We start from the raw sequence: 21,009 nt of genomic DNA on the forward strand, positions 1-21,009 counted from the left end.
TCCGCTGTGTGGGTGATTCACTCATCGTGTGCCCCGTTCCGCGGGCCTCCCGGCCGGCGCGCCCGGTTCGAGGGCGGCGGCCAGTTCGGCGATCGTCTGGTACTGGAAGAGCGCCTCCGGAGTCACTGCCAGTCCGGCCGTCCAGGCCAGCGTCACGATCTCGACGACGTGCAGCGAGGTGCCGCCGAGGTCGAAGAAGTTGTCGTGGACGCCGATCCCGTCCCTGCGCAGGACCTGCCCGCACAGGTCGGCGAGCTGTTTCTCCAGCGGCGTGCGCGGCCCCTCGTAGGTGGGCGGGTCCGGCTCGGCGCCGTGCGGCCTGGCGTCGTCCGGACCGGGGGCCCGGGCCGCGAGTGCCCGCCGGTCGATCTTCCCGTTGGCGGTCAGCGGCAACGCGTCCACGAAGAGGAACGACGAGGGCACCGTGGCCTGCGGCAGCGTACGGGCGAGGAAACGGCGGAGCTCCGTACCGGTCGGCTCCGGCACCTGAGTGCGGTCGACGCCGTGTCGCGGCGGCCGCGGTGTGAGGTAGGCGACCAGCCGGGCGTCCCGTGAATCGCCGGCGGCGCTCAGCACCACCACCGCGTCGTCGACGGCGGCGTGCGCGCGCAACGCCACCTCGACCTCCTCCGGTTCGATCCGCACGCCGCGCACCTTGACCTGGTGATCCGTACGGCCCAGGAACTCCAGCAGGCCGTCGGAGCGCAGCCGGGCCAGGTCGCGGGTGCGGAACAGGCGTGCGCCCGGCTCGGGGTCGAAGGGGTCCGGCACGAACCTCTCCGCGGTCAGGTCACCGCGGTGCCGGTATCCCCGGGCCACGCCCCGGCCGCCGATGCAGAGCTCGCCGACCACGCCGATCGGCAGCGGATTCAGCGCCGCGTCCAGCACGTACGTCCGGGTGTTGGCGATCGGGCGGCCGATCGGCACCGGGAACACGGACGAGTCCACCCGGTGCGCCGTCGACCAGATGGTGGTCTCGGTCGGTCCGTACAGGTTCCACACGGCCTTCGCGCGGTCGGCCAGCCGGCCGGCCAGCTCGCCCGGCAGCGCCTCACCGCCGCAGAGCACGGTCAGCTCCGGATCCGCTCGCCACCCCGCGTCCAGCAGCACCCTCCAGGTGATGGGGGTGGCCTGCATGACGGTGGCCCTCGACGAGCGCAACCGGGCCAGCAGCCGGGCTCCGTCGGCGGCCTCTCTCTCCGCCGCCACCGCCACTGTGGCTCCGACGGTCAGCGGCAGGAACACCTCCAGCGCGGCGATGTCGAACGACAACGAGGTGACCGCGAGCAGTACGTCGTCGTCGCGCAGGCCGGGCCGTTCCCGCATCGCGACCAGGAAGTTGACCAGGTTCCGATGGGTGACCTCCACCCCGTTGGGACGGCCGGTGGACCCGGACGTGTAGATCACGTATGCGAGGCGGTCCGCCACGGGCCCGTCCGGCCGGACAGCCTCCTGACCGGCGTCCCGGTCCGGCTCCTGATCGAGTTCCAGCCGGGGCCAGGGGCCTGGTGGCACCTTCGCCGAGACCCGGGAGTCGGTGAGGATCAGGACCGGGGAGCTGTCGGTCAGCATCCAGGCCAGCCTGTCGGACGGGTAGGCCGGGTCCAGGGGCACGTACGCGCCGCCTGCCTTGAGCACCGCGAGCATCGCGACGATCATGCCCGTGCCCCTGCTCAGGAAGACGCCCACGGGGGTCTCGGCCCGCACGCCCATCGCCCGCAGTCGTACGGCGAGCCGGTCCGCCCGCCGGTCCAGCTCCGCGTAGGTGAGCATGCCGTCGTCGGCCAGCACCGCCGTCTTGTCGGGGGTACGCAGCGCCTGCCGTTCCACCAGCTCGTGCACACCGCACTCGGGAACTTCGCGGCGGGTGGCGTTCCAGTCCTCGACGATCAGCCGGCGCTGCGCGGGGGTGAGCAGATCCAGCCCGGAGAGGTGCTGACGCGGCGCGGCCACGATCGCCTCCAGCAGTGTGCCCAGGTTCTCCCCCATCGCGGACACGGTCTGCTCGTCGAACAGGTCCCGGTTGTACTGAAGCGTCGCCCGCAAACCGTCCGGCAGCTCGAACACCGTCAGCGTCAGGTCCACCGCGGCACCGCACTGCTCGGAGGCGATCAGCTCCCAGCCGGGCGTCTCCCGCGTGTTCTCCGTGCGCGGCCGGTCCCAGATGAACATCGCCTGGTAGACGGGGGAACGACTGAGCTCCCGATCCGGTTGCAGGCGCCGGACGAGCAGGGAGAAGGGATAGTCCTGATGCTCGATCGCCTCCAGCACGACGCGCCGGACCGTGGCCAGCAGCTCGGTGAACGGCGGGTCACCGGACAGGTCCGCGCGGAGCACGACCGGGTTGACCGCGTACCCGACCAGGCGCTCCAGTTCGGTGGTCGGCCGTACCGTCATGGGCGAGCCGACCACGAGGTCGCTCTGTCCTGTGTAGCGGTGCAGCAGGGTGAAGTAGGCCGCCAGCAGCAGCGTGTACAGCGTGCACCCCTCGGCCCTGGCCAGGGCCTTGAGCCGGGCCGTCAGATCGCCGCTCAGTTCGACCGCGCACCGGTCGCCCCGGTACGTCTGCCGAGCCGGACGAGGCCGATCCGTCGGCAGCTCCAACTGGAGCGGGGCATCGGCGAGCCGCTCCTGCCAGTACCGGCGCAGCACCTCGCCGCGCTCCCCGGCCAGCAGGTCGCGTTCCCACCGGACGTAGCGGGAGTACGGCGTGGCGGGCGGAAGCGCGGCCTCGGCGGGATGGCCGCCTACCGCGTAGAGGGTTCGGATCTCGTCCAGCAGCAGGCTCAGCGACCAGATGTCCACCGCTATGTGGTGGAAACACACGAGGATGTCGTGCTCGTCGACGCCTCGGGCGAACACCTCGACGCGCCAGACCGGGCCATGCTCCAGCGAGAATGGGCGCTCCGCGCGCTCTCGGACCTCCTCGGCCAGCCGTTCCCCGGTCCAGCGGGAGGCGTCGAGGACGGTCAGGCTGACCGGCTGCTCCCGATCGACGATCTGGATCGTCCGGCCGTCGCGTGTCGCGTATCGGGTGCGGAGCGCGGCATGCCTGGCCGACACCGTCTCCAGCGTCCGGCGAAGCGCGGCCAGGTCCAGCGTGCCGCGGACCCGGACCACCTGCATCACGTTGTAGGCGCAGCTGCCGGGGGCCAGCCGGTAGAGGAACCAGAGGGCCTGCTGCCCGTACGACGCGTCGAGTTCCACCTGGGGCTGATCGGCCCGTCGGCGGAGCAGCTCGGCCAGCCTGGCGCGGCTGCCCTCCGTCGAAGGGTCAGTCGTGGTCATGGTGCTCCTCAAGCTGGGCGATCATCAGCGTGACGTCCTCGTCGGAGAGCCGGTCGAGATCGGCCAGGACCTGGGCGGCGAGTGACTGGTCGAGGTAGGCCGCCACGCTCGCGGCACCGCCGTCGGCCACGCGTGCCGGGTTTCCGGCCGCGACGGTTACGGGGGCGGCTGACGACGCCGGTCCGGGGTCGGTGAGCTGCCCGATCACCTCCGTCGCGAGCCGGCGGATGCTCGGCCCCTGCAGGAAGGTCACCATCGGGACGTGCACGCCGAGATCGGCCTCCAGCCGGTTCTTGAGCTCGATGGCCATCAACGAGTCCAGGCCGGCCTCGCTGAGCGGACGATCGAGGTGCAGGCGGTCCGCCGGGATGCGCAGCACTTCGGCGACCTTGCCCCGGGCGTACTCGCCGAGCCACGGTTCGCGCTCGTGCGGTGGTAGCGCGCGGAGCTCTTCGCCGCCGGCGCCTGCCCCGCCGCGTCGCGCCTCGGCCACCGTCCGATGTTCGATCAGACGACGCAGCAACGGGGATCGGACCAGCGCCGGGGCGACCCGCAGGATCTGCGGCCAGTCGATGGAGGCCACCACGGTGTGGCTCTCGTCCCCGGTGAGCAGCCGTTCCAGCACGGCCCTGCCCTGTGCGTTGGAGAGCGTGCCTATGCCCTGGTCGGCCAGGCGTTCCGCGCCGCCCGCCGCCCGCCGTACCAGGCCCGCCTCCGCCCACGGTCCCCAGGCGATGCTGGTCGAGGGCAAGCCGAGCGCGCGCCGGTGCGCGGCCAGGGCGTCGAGGAAGGCGTTCGCCGCGGCGTAGTTGGCCGCGCCCTGCCCGAGCCAGCCGAAGGAGGCCGGGATGGCGGAGAAGAGCAGGAAGAAGTCCAGGTCCGCGCCGGCCAGCAGGCGGTGCAGCAGCACCCCGCCGTCGATCTTCGGTCGCAGCACCTCGGTCAGCGCCGCCTGGTCCAGGTTGACCAGGATGCCGCCGCGTACCGTGGCCGCCGCGTGCACCACCCCCCGGATCGGCGGGCGTCCGTCCTGGACGAGCTGGGCGAGGCACGCCGACAGCGCCGCGGGCTCTGCCACGTCCACGCCCATGGCCAGCACGTCCACACCGCGTGCCGTCAACTCGTCCACCGCCGCGACCTTGGCGGCCAGTGGGCCGTCCGGCGGCGCCCGGTGCCGGTCCCGCGGGTCCGGCAGTCCGGTACGTCCCAGCAGCACCAGATGGCGAGCCCCACGGTCGGCCAGCCAGCGCGCGACCTCCAGGCCGAGATCGCCCAACCCGCCGGTGATCAGGTAACGGGCGTCCGGACGGCAGCGGACCATGTCCGGCACCCCGGCGGGTGCGCCCCCCGGGGCAGACCGGACGGCGGGAGCCCGTACCAGGCGCGCGGCGTACCGCCTGTCGGCACGTACCGCGAGCTCGTCCTCGTCCGGGTGGTCGAGTGCCTGGCGCAGGGCCGTCGCCGCCTGCTGGGCCGACGCCTCCGGGTCGAGGTCGACCAGCCCGCCCCAGAGTGCCGGGTGCTCGAACGCCGCCGCGCGGCCGAACCCCCACAGTGGGGCCTGGAGCGCGGCGACGCCCTCGCCGTCCATGACCTGCTGGGCTCCACGGGTGACGAGCCAGACCCGCGGTGGCCGGGGCACGGTCGGCTCGGCAAGGGACTGGAACAGCTGGAGCGCGCTTCCGCAACCGAACCGCTGCGCCTGCGGCAGGTCAGCGACGTCCATCGTGTCCAGCTCCGGTGCCCGCAGGCTCCAAAGGTGGATCGCCCCCTGGCAGGGAGGGGCGTCCGGCCCGGTCACCGCAGCGATGAGACGGCGCATGTCCTCAGGCGAGTCGGGACGAATCCGCCAGCGCACCGCATGCGCTCCCCCGGCCTGCGGTTCGACCGTCCCCGGCTCGTCCACGGGGGTGACGACCACCGGTTCCAGGCCGGGCGCCGCGAGCATCGGCAGCAGTGCGTCGGCCACGCCGTCGTCGTCGGCGAACACCAGCCAACGCCCCTCCGGCGGCGCGGCGGGGGTGGCCTGGCCGGGAGTCCGGTCGGCGGCACACCCCCCGGCGACCTCTTCCCATCGCATCAGGTAGCAGAGATCGTCGATCGGTTCGGCCGCGTCCGGACCGGACATGCCGTGCAGCGGGTGCAGGCGCACTCCAAGAGCCTGCGCGAGCGGTGTCCCGTCCGGGTGCATGAGCCGGACGTCGCCGACCACCTCGCCCCCGGGCCGGCCGGCCAAGGGATCGATCACCGCGTGGCTGAGGACCTGGCGTCCAGGCTTGCCGAAGAGCTCGAACCGCCGGATGCCGACCGGCAGATGCAGCGGCGTGCCGCCGTCTGCCGACCCGCCTCCGGGCAGCGCGGCGATCAGCACCTGGAGGCACGCGTCGAGAAAGGCGGGATGCACGGCATAGGCGTCGGCCTCCGCGGCGAGCCGGTCGGCCAGCTCGACCTGGCCCAGCGCCTCTCCGTCCCGGCGCCAGACCTGGCGCAGCCCTTGGAAGTCGGTGCCGAACTCGACGCCCCAGCCGCGTAGCCGCCGGTACAGTTCCGCCCCGGTCACCTGCTCGGCGCACCGGGCCCGGACTTCGGCGACGCCGCCCGACACCCCGGTCGTGACGGCCGACTCCCGCACCGGCGGGGGCGGCGACGGCCTCACCGTGGCCCCCAGCTGCTCCGCCTGCCTCCGCAGCCGGTCGAGGGCGGGCAGGCTGCCGAGAACGAGCGGGACCGACGGCCCGAAGTCGAGCTGGCAGGCGATCTCGTCGACGCCCGCCGAACTGAGCTCGCGCAGCAGATCGTGGCAGGATTCCGGGGTGCCGAACAGCACCCGCCGCTGCTCCACCATCCGGTCGTGGACGAACCGCACGTACTCGTCGACGTCCTGGGGGGAGAGCTTGCCGAGGTCGACCTGCTGCCCTCTGCTCGCGGCCACCCCGGTGAGCAGGTACGACGCCGACTTCAGATAGTCGCAGAAGGCGTCCCGGACCTGCCCGTCGACCAGCTCGGCGTCGTCGCTGACGAACGTGTGCACCATCACGCTGACCTGGCCGGGGGTCTCCCCGTGGCCGTGTGCGCGGCGCGCGTCCCGGTAGACGTCGATCTTCTCGCGCAGTTCCGCGACGCTCTGGTTGAACAGGTGGGTCAGCACGTTCGCGCCGATGGCGCCGGCTCGCTCGAAGGTCTGCGGGTTGCCGGCGGCGGTGATCCACACCGGCAGTTCGGGTTGTACCGGCGGCGGATACACGCGAACCTGCACGGGGCCGTCGCCGCCTGGCAGCGTGACGGGCTGCCCCCGCCAGAGCGTGCGGACCGACTCGATGCCGCGGTACATGTGCTCGTGACGGTCGGCGTAGCGGTCGGGGCCGAAGACGAAGTCGTCCGGATGCCAGCCGGAGGCGAAGGAGAGTCCCACCCGCCCGCCGGAGAGCTGGTCGACGACCGCCCATTCCTCCGCGATCCGCACCGGATGGTGCAACGGCACCACCACGCTGCCCGCGCGCAACGCGATCCGGCTGGTCTCCCGGGCGAGCGCGGCCGCCACCACCGACGGGTTCGGATAGAGCCAGCCGTCGGGGGTGAAGTGCCGTTCCGGCACCCACAGGGAGGAGAACCCGTGCGTGTCGGCGAACCGCGCGCTCTCCAGCAGCAGCCGATAGGCGTCCTGCCCCGCCGCCTCGGTACGGCTGGAGAAGAAGATCAGCCCGAACCGCAGACAGGGGTCATCCGTTGCCGCGACCATGCGTCTGCCCCCTTTGCACCCGGCCGCGCGCGTGCACGGCCCACTCCAGCGGCACACCGCCCGCGCCCTGCCCTGACATGTCCTGTCCTGGTGGGACGTCCGCCGGGACGGCACCAGCGCAGATGTGGAAATCGAGGTCACGGTCGGACACGCGCGTGAGGACGGTCTGGATCGTGCACCGGCCGGTGACCGCCAGCGGATGCTCCAGCACCATGTCCGCCACCGCGCAGGGCCCGTCCGGGAAGACCTGGCGGGCGGCGGCCAGCGCCATCTCGACATAGGCCGCCGCGGGCAGCACCGCCGAACCGTCGATCCGGTGCCCGGCCAGGTACGACAGGTGATCTTCGGCCGGTCGCCGCTCCCAGGCCCACACCCCCGCGACCGACGCGATCGAGGTCCGCCGGCCGAGCAGCGGATGCGCCTCGGCGTCCACGTCACCGCCGGCGAGACGGTGTCCGGCGCCGTCGCTCGCGGTCGGCGACTCCGGCTCGGCCCAGTGGCGCTCGCGTTGCCAGGGGTACCGGGGCAGCCGGACGCGGCGGCTGCCGGGAGACCGCACCGCGTCCCAGTCGACGCGGTGGCCGGTGGCGTAGAGCGTGCCGAGCGTCTCCAGGAGCGCGGCGCGGTCGTCGCGGCCCCTTTGTAGGGACGCCAGCACCTGGCCGGGCCTGGCCCCCAGACACTGCGTCATCGCACCGGTGAGCGCCGGGTCCGGCCCGACCTCGACGAACGTCTCATGGCCGTCGGTGATCAGCCTCTCCATCGCGGCGGCGAAGAGCACGGGCTCGCACAGCTGACGCCCCCAGTAGTCGCCGTCCCACTCGTGGACGCCGTACCGGTCGCCGGTGAGCGTGGAGTAGAAGGCCACCGAGGTGTCCTCCACCACCGGCCCGGCCGACAGCTTGGGAAGCTCGGCCGCGAACGGCCGCAACCCCGGGCTGTGGAACGGGTAGTCCATCGCCAGCAGGCGATGGCTCACCCCTTGGTCGGCCAGCCGCGCCAGCACCCGGTCCAACGCCGCCCGCTCCCCTGACAGCACGCTGGAGACCGGGCTGTTCTCGGCCGCGACGGACACCGTGTCCTCGCATCCGAGCACCGCCCGCCGGGCCTCCGCCGCGCCGAGATGCACGGCCGCCATCGCGCCCGTCCCCGCGGCTCGCTGCATGATCCGGCCGCGCAGCACGGCCAGCCGCATCGCGTCGGAGAGCGTCAGAGCGCCCGCCACCGCGGCTGCGGAGATCTCCCCCACGCTGTGTCCGACCACGGCATCGGGCTCGACTCCCCAGGAGCGCCACAGAGCCGCCAGTCCCACCTGCACGGCCACCAGCACCGGCTGGGCGACGGCCGTCTCGCGCAACCGGGACGCGGCCTCGTCCGCGTGCAGTTCGGCCAGCAGCGACCAGTCCGTCTCGCAGTCGGCCAGCTCAGCGCAGTCGGCGACGGCGGCGGCGAACACGGGCTCCTGCCGCAGCAGGTCCCGTGCCATGCCCCACCACTGCACTCCCTGCCCGGAGAACACGAAGGCCAGCCGGGGCGGGCGGCCGTATGCCCGGCGGCCGGCCGCTACGCCGGGCCCCGCCTCGTCCGCCAGGAACGAGCGCAGCCCGGCCGCCACCTCCTGCCGTGTCGCGCCGCCGACGGCAAGCCGGTGATCAAGATGGGTACGCAGCGCGCCGGTGGAGTGGCACAGATCCGCCAGGCCAACCGGCGGACGCTCCGCGGTGGGCGTCAGCGCCTTGAGGCAGTCCCGGGCCAGCTCCCGCAGCGCGTCCGGGCTGTGCGCGGACAGCGGAAGCAGTTGCGCCGCCACCGGCTCCGGGGTTGCGGGAGCGGTGTCGCCAACCGCGGCGGGAAACCCGCCCGATGACCTGCCGAAGCTCAGCCTGGGCCCCTCCTCCAGCACCACATGGGCGTTGGTGCCGCCGAACCCGAACGCACTCACCCCGGCCAGGGCGGGCTCGCCGTCGTCAGGCCAGTCGAGCGGGGTTCGCACCACCCGCAGGGGCAGCTCGTGGAAGGGGATCTGCGGGTTGGGCCGGTGGAAGTGCAGGCTGGGCGGGATTCGCCGGTGCCAGAGCGAGAGCGCCGTCTTGATCAGCCCGGCGATCCCGGCCGCGGCCTCCAGATGGCCGACGTTGGTCTTGATCGAACCGATCAGGCAGGGGCGGCTCTCGGGCCGCTCCTCTCCGAGGACCCCGGCCAGGGCGCGGGCCTCGATGGGATCGCCCAGAGCGGTGCCGGTCCCGTGCGCCTCGACGTAGCGGACCCGTCCGGCGGGCACCCCGGCATCCCGGTAGGCCGCGCGCAGCACGCTCTCCTGCGCCCGGATGCTCGGCGCCGTCAGCCCGTTGGTGCGGCCGTCGCTGTTCACCGCGCTGCCCAGGATGACCGCGTAGACGGGGTCGCCGTCGGCGAGCGCGTGGCTGAGCGGCTTGAGCACCACCATCCCGGCCCCCTCGCCGCGCACGTAGCCGTCGGCGTCCGCGTCGAAGGACTTGCAGCGGCCGTCCGGGGCCATGAATCCGGCCTTGGCGAACCCGGCGGTCACCCCCGGCGAGAGCATGACGTTGACCCCGCCGGCGAGCGCGAGCCCGCATCGCCCGTCCCGCAGGCTCTGTACCGCCAGATGCACGGCCACCAGGGAGGAGGAGCAGGCGGTGTCCACCGCGAGGCTCGGGCCGCGCAGGTCGAACTGGTAGGACAGCCGGTTCGCGCTGATGCTCAGCGCGTTCCCGGTGCCGGCGTAGGCGTCCACCGTGTCGACGGCGTCGAACCGGCGTTGACCGTAGTCGTTGCTGGAGATGCCGACGAACACCCCGGTGTCGGTGCCCGCCAGGCCGTGCACCGGTTGACCGGCGTCCTCCAGCGCCTCCCAACCGACCTCCAGCAGCAGCCGCTGCTGCGGGTCCATGGATGCGGCCTCCCGGGGAGAGATGCCGAACGCCTCCGGGTCGAACAGGTCCACCCGGTCCAGGAAGCCACCCCAGCGCAACCCGGGCAGGTCGCCCGCGCGCCGGTGAACCCCGTCCCACCGGCCGGCCGGCACCTCGCGGATTGCGTCCACCCCGCCGGACAGCAGGCTCCACAGCCCCTCCGGGCCGTCGGCCCCGGGGAACCGGCAGCCGATGCCGATGATCGCGATCGGCTCGGCTCGCGTCCAGTCCCGCTCGGGACGGTCCCGGTCGCCGAACGACGCGGGCTCCCCGGTCAGGTGCCGGGCGATCAAGCCGATCGTCGGGTACTCGTAGGCGAGGGTGGCGGGCAGGACGATCCCCAGCCAGTCCGCCAGCTCGCCGGTGATGGCCACGGCCTCCTTGGAGTCCAGCCCGTACCGCGCCAACGGCTGCGCCACGTCGATGTCGCGGGGGTCCACGCCGAGCCGGCCGCCGAGCCGGGCGACCAGCCACTGCTCGATCTCGGCCGCGGACCGTCCCCTCGCCGGTCCGGTCACGGGGTCGAGCGCCGACGCGGGCGGTACGGCCGGCGCCTCCTCGTCGGGCACGGGCTCCGCGCCGACGACGGCGTGCCATTCGCCGACCACGGGGAAGTCGGCAGCCAGGTAGCCGTCCCGGCAGGCACCACGTTGCAGCTTGCCGCTGGAGGTCTTGGGCACGCTGCCCGGCCGGACCAGCACGACGGCGTCCACCCGCAGCTCGTGTTCCTCGGCGACCGCCTGCCGTACGGCTCCGATCACCTCGGCGACCTCGATGCCGTGCGGACGCTCCACCTCGCCGACCACGACCAGCCGGGGTTCGGCACCGTCCTCGACGGAGAAGGCCACGACGGCGGCCGGCCGCAGCGCGGGATGGCTCGACTCGACCGTCGCCTCGATGTCCTGTGGGTAGTGGTTGCGGCCACGGATGATGATCAGGTCTTTGGCCCGGCCGGTCACGAAGAGCTCGTCGCCGCGCAGAAAGCCCAGGTCGCCGGTGCGCAGGTACGGGCCGCCGTCCTGGACGCCTGCCAGATCTGCCTGGAACGTCCGGGCCGTCTCCTCCGGCCTGTTCCAGTAACCTCGGGCGACGCTCGGCCCCGAGACCTGGATCTCCCCGACTTCGCCCGGCGGGCAGGGCGTGCCGTCCTCGGGCCGCACGACGACCACCTGGTGGCCGGGCACCGCCCGCCCGCACCCCACGACGACCCGCGCGGCTGGACTCTCGTCGGTCTCGACCGCCCGGCCGGCCCGCAGCTCGGCGGCGTCCAGCGCCTGGGCGGCCATCGGCCGGTCCAGAGGACGGCCGGTCACCATCAACGTCGCCTCGGCCATGCCGTAGCAGGGGTAGAAGGCCGCTGCCCGGAAGCCCGCCGGTGCGAACGTCTCCGCGAACCGGCGTGCCGTCCGCGCCTGGATCGGCTCCCCGCCGCACATCGCCAGGTCCCATCGTTCCAGGGAGAGCCCTTGACGTTGTTCAGACGTGACCCTGCGGGTGCAGAGGTCGTAGCCGAAGTTCGGGGCGATGCTGTGCGCCGCCCGGTAGCGGGAGATCGCCTCCAGCCAGCGCGCCGGGCGCTGGAGGAACGCGGCGGGGGACATCAGCGCGGCCGGCCGACCGGCGTACAGGGGCATGAGGATGCCGCCGATGAGCCCCATGTCGTGGTACGGAGGAAGCCAGCTCACCGCCTCGCAGTAGCGCTCCGGATCCTGCTGGAACGGCCGCGGCTCGGTGCCGCGCGGCGTGCCGTCCAGCATCCACGCCATCGCGGCCAGGTTCTCCACCAGGTTCTGGTGCGCGACCATGACCCCGCGCGGCACACCGGTCGAGCCGGAGGTGTACTGCAGCATCGCCAGCGTGTCGCCGCTGATGTCAGGCTTTTGCCAGTTCCGGTGTGCGCCCTCCTCCTCGGCCGGGGTCTCCAGACGGACACCGGCCAGCGCGGGCTCGGACGCGAAGAGGGATTCCAGCGTCGTCCGGAACTCCTGCGGCGCCAGTGCCACCGTCGCCCCGGCGTCCACGGCCATCGCCTCGATACGCCGGATCCGCCTGTTGGGTTGTGGCGGGTAGGCGGGCACCGCCACCACTCCCGCGTAGAGGCAGCCGAAGAACACCGCGATGTAGTCGATTCCGGGCGGGTAGAACAGCAGCGCGCGCTCCCCCGGACGGCTGACGCCCAGCAACCAGATCGCGATCGTGCGCGCCCGCCGGTCCAGCTCCGCGTAGCCGATCTCCTCCAGATCGGCGCGGTCACTCCGTTCGACGGCGCCTGCCGGATCGTCGTCAAGGAACACGAAGGCACGCTGCCCGCGATCACGCTCCGCCCGCCAGGACAGCAGGTCGAGCAGGGTGCGCACACTTGTGAACCGGGTCGGCGATTCCGTCATCGGCCTGCCCTCTCATCCCTTCGGCGGCTGTGGTTCACCGGCTCGCCGGTCCCGGGTGCGGGCAACCCCGCCAGCAGCACGCCGACCAGGTCCACGATGCGTGGATCGTGGAACAGCATCTCCATCGGCACCCGTACGCCGCTCGCCGACTCAAGCCGTTCCTTCAGTTCGAGCGCCATCAGGGAGTCCAGGCCGATGTTGTTCAGTGACTCCTTCGGGTCCACCGCATCCGCGGACAGGCCCAGGACCGCTGCGATCTGTTCCCGCAGGTACTCGGTGAGCACCGACTCGCGGCCGTCCGGGCCGGCGGCGGCGAGGACTCGCGTGCGGAGCGGACAGGCCCTCTCCGCGCTGTCATGCCCGTCGCTTCCGGGCCGGTCGACGACATCGGTCAGCACGGACGGCACCCTGCCGGCCCCTCGGGCGGCCGCCAGCCGGGACCAGTCCACGGCGGCGACCACGGCCTGCGCCGTCGGATGTTCCAGCAGCGTTCCGAAGACGCGCAGGCCCGAGTGCGGGGCGATGAGGCCCACGCCGTGGCCGTCGTGCAGCCTGCGGGCCTCGTGCCGCGCGGCCATGCCCACCTCGGCCCACGGCCCCCAGTTGACGGTGACGGCCGGCAACCCGGCGGCCCTGCGGGCTTGGGCCAGCGCGTCCAGGAAGGCGTTCGCGGCGGCGTACCCGGCCTGACCGGGAGAGCCGAGGACCGAGGCGAGCGACGAGAACAACACGAAGAAGTCGAGCGGGGCGTCGCGGCAGGCGGCGTGCAGGTGCCAGGCCCCCAGCACCTTGGGCGCGAGCACGGCCGCCAGGCTGGACTGCTCAAGCGTGCGCAGGGTCGAGTCGTCGATCACTCCCGCCGCGTGCACGATTCCCCGCAGGGCGGGTATCCCGCCGACCACCCGTCGTACGTCGTCCTCGCGGGCCACGTCGGCGCGGACGATCCGCACGTCGGCCCCTGCCCGGCGTAGCTTGTCCACCTGCTCCGCGGCAGGCGAGGTGGGCGCGCCGCGGCCGAGGAGGACGAGCCGCCGCGCTCCCCGTTCCACCAGCCAGTCGGCCACCGCCAGGCCCAGCCCGCCGAGCCCGCCGGTGACCAGATAGGTCCCGTCCGCCCCCAGCGCGTCGGCCGGACCGGACGGCGCCGATGACGCGAAGGCGAGCTCGGGTCCTGACAGTTGTCCCGCCCGGTGTCCGGCCTGGCGTTCCTCGTTCGGCGCGGCCCGTTCTTCGAGTCGCAGCACCACCTTGCCGATGTTGCGGCGCTGTGCCAGGTGGCGGAAGCCTGCCACCGCCTCCCGCACCGGGACGACGTGTCGCGGCAGCGGGCGCAACGTGCCGTCGGCGAAACGCGCCAGGACCTCTTCCAACAGCGTGCGGACCAGCCCCGGCCGCTCGCGGCAGACGCGCTCCAGGTCGACCGCCGTGTAGGCGAGGTTGGCCCGGAACGGGTGCAGCGGCAGCGGCCGGTTCAGGTAGATGTCGGTACGGCCGATCTCCACGAACCTGCCGTAGGGGGCGAGCAGGGCGAGGCTCCTTGTGGCGTACTCGCCGGGCAGTGCGTTCAGGACGACGTCGACGCCCTGCCCGTCGGTGTGCCGGGTGATCTCCTCACCGAATTCGAGCGTGCGGGAGTCCATCACCTGGGTCACGCCGAGATCTCGCAAGTAGGCGCGTTTCTCCGGCGAACCGGCGGTGGCGAACACCACGGCGTCGGCGAGCCGGGCCAGCTGCACCGCGGCCAGGCCGACGCCGCCGGCGGCCGAATGGATCAGGACCCGCTCACCCGGCCGCAGCCGGGCCAGCCGGTCGAGCGCGTAGTGCGCGGTGAGAAAGGCGATGGGGACGGTCGCCGCCTCCTCGAAGTCGATCGACGCGGGCTTGCGCGCCACCAGCTCGGCGGCCGTGGTGACGTGGCTGCCCATGCTCGCCCCGGCCACGGCCACCACCTCGTCGCCGACGGCCAGATGGCTGACCCCGGTGCCTGTCGCGACCACTCGGCCGGCGCACTCCGCACCGAGCGGGATCGGCGGTCCCGGGTAGATTCCGAGCACGCTCATCACGTCCCGGAAGTTGACTCCCGCCGCCCGTACCTCGATCTCGACCTGCCCGGGGTCCGGTTCCCGCCGGGCCGTCGGCCGCAACCGCACGTTGTCCAGGCGTCCCGGCCGGGTGACCTCCAGCCGGTACGGCGTCCCCACAGGTACGGCCAGCCGCTCCACGCCGTCAGGGCTGGGCCCGTCGGCCTCGGCGAGCCGGTCCTCCTCGCCGGGCCGCCGCACCGGCCGCAGCCGCGGCGCGTAGCGCACGTCGCCGCGCAGGGCGATCTCCTCACCGCCCTCGCCGGCGGGGTCGGCACGCAGCTCGGCGAGCAGCGCGCTCACCACGCCGAGGGCCGGGGCGAGATCCAGGTCGATCATCCGGCAGTCCAGCTCGGGATGTTCCCAGCGAAGAGTACGGCCCAGGCCCCACACCGGCGCCTGGCTGACCGAGACCGCCGTGTCGGCCTCGACCACGTGGTGCACCCCCCGGGTCACCAGCCACAGCCGGACCGGGGAGGCCGCGCTCAGCGCCTGGACGAGCAGGACCAGGTGGTGGACCCCCAGCCGCTGCGCGTCCGCGACCGTCGCCAGGTCGGTCCGCTCCAGCGGCATCGCCGCCTCCAGCGACCAGAGGTGCACGACGCCGCGCAGCGGCGGGCGGCCCTCTGCCGTGACCGTGGCGAGCAGCCGGGCCAGGTGCTCCGGGTCGGCGGGGTCGACCTGAACCCGCCCCTCGGTCTCCTGGTAGGCGTCCCCGGGCGTCACGATCACGCAGGTGGCGGCGCCGAGCCGGGCCGCCAGCTCCGCGCCGACTCCGCCGGAGTCGGCGAACACCAGCCAGCTCCCCGGCGCGCTCGCCGGCGCCGCGGGCTGCGGGGGCGCCTGCACCCAGACCGGCTGGTAGACGACGGGTGCGCGGGCCGTGCCGCGGTCGGCCGACGCCGGGCTCATCCCGGTCAGCCGCAGCCCGAGCACCTCCGCCAGCACCTGGCCGGAATCGTCCAGGACGCGTACGTCGCCGACGAGTGCGCCGTCGTCGGCCGTTCCGGGTCGTGTCGTCGCGTGGCTCCACACCCGGTCCGGCAGCCGGCCGTACGACCGGACCTGCTCCACCATGCTCGGCAGGTAGGCGTCCGCGGCGGAGCCGTCGTCCGGCAGCGCGGCGGCCAGCACCTGCAGGCATCCGTCCAGGAGCACCGGATCGAGGCCGGGGCCGGGCTCGTCGGCCGGTGGGGTTTCGACCCTCCCCACCGCTCGACCGGGACCGCGCCAGACCTGCCGGACGGTACGGAACGTGGGTCCGTACCCGAGGCCGCTCCTGCCCAGCCGGTCGTAGAACCGGTCCTCGGACAGCTCCTCGCCGCAGTCCGCGCGCAGTTCCTCGGGCGCGGCGCATCCCGTGTGCCGGGAGCGGCCGTCCTGCGGGAGCCGCCGCCGCAGCCGCCCGCCGGCGTGCAGCGTCCACTCGGTGTCGGTCTCCGGACGCTGGCTGAGGATCTGGAATTCCGCCGTACCTGCCGTGTCCGGGAACAGCACCAGCTGTGCCACCCGCGGGCTGCCGTCCTCGGGCACGAACAGCGTCTGCCTGATCGTCAGGTCGGTCAGCACGTTGTCGTCGCCGCCGAACGCCTCGCGAGCGGCGTCCAGCGCCATGCTCACGTACCCGGTGGCGGGCAGCACCGCGGAACCGGCGAACCGATGGTCGGCGAGGAAGGGCAGCTCCGGCAGGCTCAGGTGGGATTCCCACTGCCGCATCGCCAGCGCCGAACGCACCCGCCCGCCCAGCAGCCGCCGGCCTCGCGGAGTGGCCGCGTCCTCCGGCGGGCCGAGTGGTGAACGATCCGGTCGTGTCGAGTCCGGCCGCTCGTCGGACGCCTGACCGGGATCGCCCTGCCGGAGCCAGTGACGGCTGCGCTGGAACGGGGTGCCGGGCAACGGCACCTTGCGCCCGCCGGGCACCGCGGGCCGTACGTCCACACCCTTCACGAACAGCTGTGCCGCGCTGTCCAGCAGGCACCGCCTGCCGTCCTCGCCCTCACGCAGCGACGCCAGCCAGACGGCGCCGTCCAGGTCGAGGCAGGAACGCGCGAGGCTGATCAGCGTGGGCCTGGGGCCGGACTCGACGAAGATCTCGCAGCCCTGCTCGGCCAGCGCCTGCACCCCGCGGGCGAACTCCACGGTGGACCCGGTCTGAGCGACCCAGTGGTCGGCCCCCAGGGTCTCCCCTTCCCTCGCCGGCCGTCCGGTCAGGTTGGACACGATCGGGATGCGCGCCGGCCGGTACCGCACCGTCGCCGCGACATCCGCGAAGTCGGCCAGCATCGGCCTGATCAGCGGCGAGTGGAAGGCGTGCGAGACGTTCAGCCGCCGGGTCCTGACGTCCTGGGCGGCCAGCCGCTCCAGCACCTGGTCGAGCGCGGTGGCCAGGCCGGAGATCACGGTGTTGGCCGGACCGTTGACCGCGGCGATGGACAGGACGTCCGGGTAGGGCCCGATCGCCTCCGCCGCCAGGGCGCGCGGGCCGAACACCACCGCCATCGCCCCCTCGGCCGGCAGCGCGCCCATGAGCCGGCCCCGCTCGCACACCAGCCGCAGCCCGTCCTCCAGGCTGAACACCCCGGCCACGCAGGCCGCGACGTACTCTCCGAGGCTGTGACCGAGCAGCAGGTCCGGCTCTACCCCCATCGACGACCAGAGCTGCGCCAGCGCGTACTCGACCGCGAACAGGGCAGGCTGCGCGTGCGTGGTGTCGTCGAGACGCGAACGGCCGCCGGGCTCGGGGAACAGCAGCGGCAGCACCCCTTCGCCCCGGCAGGACCGGACGATCTCGTCACAGCGGTCCAGCGCGGCGCGGTAGACCGGCTCGTCCTGGTACAGCTCCGCGCCCATCCGGGCGTACTGGGAGCCCTGTCCGGTGAACAGAAAGGCCGTCTTCGGGTGACGAGTGCCCGAGGTGTGACCGTGCCGGATCTCCGTCGCGGTGCGGCCTTCCGCCAGCGCGGACAGGCCGGCGGTGAACTCGTCCCGGGTCTCGGCGACGAGCGCCGCCCGGTGGGGGAAGCGGGCCCGTCCCACCGCCGCGGAGTGGCACACGTCGGCGAGGTCCTGCTCGGGCCGCTCCGCCAGCGACCCGGCCAGCCGGCCGGCGAGCAGCCGCAACGAGGCCTCGCTCCGGGCCGACAAGGTCAGCAGCCGCGCTCCCCCGGACGGTCCGCCGCCGCTCCTGGGCTGCCGGACCGGCGCCTCCTCGACGATCACGTGCGCGTTCGTGCCGCCGAACCCGAAGCTGCTGACCCCCGCGACGCGCGCGGCCGCCGCCCGTGGCCATGGCTGCGCCTCCACCGGCACGGCCAGCCTGGTCCCGTCGAGCATGATGTGCGGATTGAGCCGGCGCAGGTGCAGATGCCGGGGAATGGTCTCGTGCGTGAGGCTGAGCAGCACCTTGATGAGGCCGGCGATTCCCGCCGCGGCCTCCAGGTGCCCGATGTTCGTCTTGACCGAGGAGACCCAGCAGGCCTGCTCGCCGGGGGCGGGCCGGCCGAGGACGGAGGCGAGCGCGCCGACCTCGATCGGGTCGCCCAGGGAGGTGCCGGTGCCGTGCGCCTCGACGTGGCCCAGCCGGTCCGCCGTCAGCCCGGCGCGGCTCAGCGCCGCCCGTATGACCGCCTGCTGGGCCGGGCCGTTCGGGGCCGTGACTCCGGCGGTCCGCCCGTCCTGGTTGACCGCCGTGCCGCGGATCACCCCGTACACGTGGTCACCGTCGCGCACCGCGTCCGAGAGCGGTTTGAGGACAACCACCCCGGCGCCCTCGCCGCGGACGTAGCCGTCCGCGCCGGCGTCGAAGGTCTTGCAGCGCCCGTCCGCCGCCATCATCCGCGCCTGGGAGAAGGAGATGGTCACGGCGGGGTCGAGGATGACGTTCACCCCTCCGACGAGGGCGAGGCGTGACTCGCCCGCTCGCAGGCTCTGACAGGCCAGGTGCAGCGCGACCAGCGACGAGGAGCAGGCGGTGTCGACCGCCACGCTGGGTCCTCGCAGGTCGAGCAGGTAGGAGACGCGGTTGGCGGCCAGGCTGTGGGCGTTGCCGGTGCCGGCGTAGCCGTCCAGGTCGGACAGCGGGTCGGGGAGCCGTACCCGTAGTTGTGCGTAGTCCATGGCGGAGATGCCCATGAACACGCCGGTCTGCGTTCCCGCCAGCTCGCCGGGCGCCACCCCGGCGTTCTCCAGCGCCTCCCAGGCCACCTCCAGCAGCAGCCGCTGCTGCGGGTCCAGCCCGGCCGCCTCACGCGGCGAGATCCCGAAGAAGGCCGCGTCGAACTGGTCGACCTGCGGGAGGAAGCCACCCCAGCGGGTGCTCATCCGGCCCGGTGTGCCCTCGTCACTGTGGTAGAGACGGTCGACGTCCCATCGATCGGGCGGCACCTCACTTATGGCGTCGACGCCGTCGCGCAGGAGCCGCCAGAAGGCGTCCGGGCCGTCGGCCCCGGGAAAGCGGCACCCCATGCCGATGACCGCGACCGGTTCGTCACCCGGGGACGCGGCGGCCGCGTCGGACACGTCCGTCGGCTCTTCTCCGGCCAGGTGGCGGGCGAGCGCTTCGACGGTCGGGTGGTCGTAGGCCAAGGTGGGCGAGACCGGCCGATCGAGCAGGTCCCGAAGCTCACCTGTGATCATGATCGCGTCCCGTGAGCCCAGGCCGTAGCCGGTGAGGGACTGGTGCGGGTCGACCTGGTCGGCGGGAAGGCCGGTCAGCCGCGCGATCCGCGCGATCAGCCAGTCGGTGATCTCCGCCCGTCCGGGCCCGGCGACCTCTCCCTCATCGGCCAGGTGCATCCTGTGAACTCCCCAGAGCGTTCAGCGTCCCGGCCAGGAAGTCGCGCCGGCACGCGCCACGACGGATCTTCCCGCTGGTGGTGCGCGGCACGCCGCCCGGGCGTACCAGGACGACCTCGTGCACCCGCACGTCGCACTTCTCGGCGACGGCCTTCCTGACCTGTCTGATCACCGCGTCGGCATCCAGGCCGGCGCCGGTCCTCCTGGCCAGGGCGATCTCGACCTCCGCGACGACCACGACCTGCTCCTCGATCGGACCGTCCACCGAGAAGGCCGCGCAGCCGTGCGGGCGCAGATGCTCGTGGCTGCCCTCCACGACCTGCTCGATGTCCTCCGGGTAGTGGTTGCGGCCGTCCACGACCACCAGGTCCTTGAGCCTTCCGACCAGGAACAGCTCGCCCTCGTCGAGATAGCCGAGGTCGCCGGTGCGGAGCCAGGGTTCCCCGTCTCCGTCGGCGTCGGCGAGGCGGGCGCGGAAGACCTGCTCGGACTCGACCGGCCGGCCCCAGTACTGCCGGGCCACGCTCCGGCCCGTGATCCACACCTCTCCCACCCGCCCGGGCGTGACCCGCCGCGTGGTTTCCGGATCCACGATCGCCACCTGCTGGCCCGACCACGGACGGCCGCAACTCACCAAGGTACGGCTGTCGTCCGCACCCCGCTCCGCCGTGATCACTCGCCCGTCCTCCAGTGCGCCGGCCTGGACGGTGTGCGTCCTCGGGATCGTGCCCTTCACCCCGCCGGTGGCCAGCAGCGTCGCCTCGGCGAGCCCGTAGCAGGGGTAGAACGCCTCGCGCCGGAAGCCGCTGGCCGCGAAGGTGTCGGCGAAGCGCTCAAGCGTCGCCGACCGCACCGGCTCCGCGCCGGTGAAGGCCAGATCCCAGCAGCTGAGGTCCAGCGTGGACAGCTGCTGCGGGGTGATCTTCCGGGCGCAGAGTTCATAGGCGAAATTCGGTGCGCCACTGGTGGTGGCCCGGGTCCGCGAAATCGTCTCCAGCCAGAGCAGCGGCCGCTGGAGAAAGGCGAGGGGCGAGAGAAGGGTTATTCGTGCGTCACTGAAAATCGGTTGGATCACGCCGCCGATCAGGCCCATGTCGTGTTGCGGCGGGAGCCAGATGACCCCGTGCGTCGCCGAACCGTGCCCGAAACAGTCTCTGATCATGGCCGAGTTGTGCATGATATTTCCATGGCTGACGGCCACTCCCCGGGGGGACGCCGTCGAGCCGGAGGTGTACTGCAGAAATGCGATGGAGTCGGCGCGGAGTTCGGGTTCCGACCATTCATCGGCCAGGTCCTCGACAACCGTGTCGGTGTATATCCATTTGGCCGGAGCCAGTGCCGGGGCGGCCGATGTCGCGGGTCCGGCCACTTCGGCGAGGGCCGAGGTCGTCAGCACGATCGCGGGTCGCGCGTCCGCCGCCAGACCGCGCAGGCGGTCGAGGGTCCGGCGGCGGGGCGGATGGGTGGGCACGGCGACGGTCCCCGCGTACAGGCAGCCGTAGAACGCCACCACGAAGTCAAGGCCGGGCGGGTAGAGCAGGAGCGCGCGCTCGCCGTCCGCGCCGCACTGCCGCAGCATGGCGGCGAGGGCTCGGGCGCGGCGGTCCAGCTCCTGGTAACTCAGCTCCAGCAGCCGCCCGTCGTCCTCCTGGTACCCGACCGCCTGCCGGTCGGGATGCTCGTGGGCACGCGACCGTAGCACCTCGACCAGAGTCGTGGAACGTTCCCGGGGCCGGGCTTCCACCACCACATCACCACCCTTCAGGAAACGACAACCAAGCGCTAAG

At 73.1% G+C, this 21,009-nt stretch carries 5 protein-coding genes; all 5 read right to left on the bottom strand.

Features of this window, described 5'->3' with window-relative positions:
- Nucleotides 1-21: 21 nt before the first annotated feature.
- From ACIA8R_RS01135 to ACIA8R_RS01155, 5 genes are read right to left on the bottom strand one after another with little or no spacing between them, the layout of a single operon-like run.
- Nucleotides 22-3,288 carry an amino acid adenylation domain-containing protein gene (locus ACIA8R_RS01135; protein WP_397035794.1) on the bottom strand — a complete coding sequence of 1,089 codons (3,267 nt, stop codon included), beginning with the start codon at nucleotides 3,286-3,288 and terminating at the stop codon, nucleotides 22-24.
- Nucleotides 3,275-7,027 carry a bifunctional LLM class flavin-dependent oxidoreductase/SDR family oxidoreductase gene (locus ACIA8R_RS01140; protein ID WP_397035796.1) on the bottom strand — a complete coding sequence of 1,251 codons (3,753 nt, stop codon included), beginning with the start codon at nucleotides 7,025-7,027 and terminating at the stop codon, nucleotides 3,275-3,277. The genes ACIA8R_RS01135 and ACIA8R_RS01140 overlap by 14 nt, the downstream gene beginning before the upstream one ends.
- The gene (locus ACIA8R_RS01145) at nucleotides 7,008-12,347 is read right to left on the bottom strand and encodes a beta-ketoacyl synthase N-terminal-like domain-containing protein (protein ID WP_397035798.1); all 5,340 of its coding nucleotides are present in this window, start codon (nucleotides 12,345-12,347) and stop codon (nucleotides 7,008-7,010) included. The genes ACIA8R_RS01140 and ACIA8R_RS01145 overlap by 20 nt, the downstream gene beginning before the upstream one ends.
- Nucleotides 12,344-19,222, bottom strand: a complete 6,879-nt coding sequence (locus ACIA8R_RS01150) for an SDR family NAD(P)-dependent oxidoreductase (protein WP_397035800.1) — start codon at nucleotides 19,220-19,222, stop codon at nucleotides 12,344-12,346. Before ACIA8R_RS01150 ends, ACIA8R_RS01145 begins: the two co-directional genes overlap by 4 nt.
- Nucleotides 19,206-20,924 carry a fatty acyl-AMP ligase gene (locus tag ACIA8R_RS01155; protein WP_397035802.1) on the bottom strand — a complete coding sequence of 573 codons (1,719 nt, stop codon included), beginning with the start codon at nucleotides 20,922-20,924 and terminating at the stop codon, nucleotides 19,206-19,208. Before ACIA8R_RS01155 ends, ACIA8R_RS01150 begins: the two co-directional genes overlap by 17 nt.
- Nucleotides 20,925-21,009: the final 85 nt, after the last annotated feature.

Origin of the sequence: Nonomuraea sp. NPDC051191, assembly GCF_044455665.1 — a bacterium.
Lineage (GTDB): Bacteria > Actinomycetota > Actinomycetes > Streptosporangiales > Streptosporangiaceae > Nonomuraea.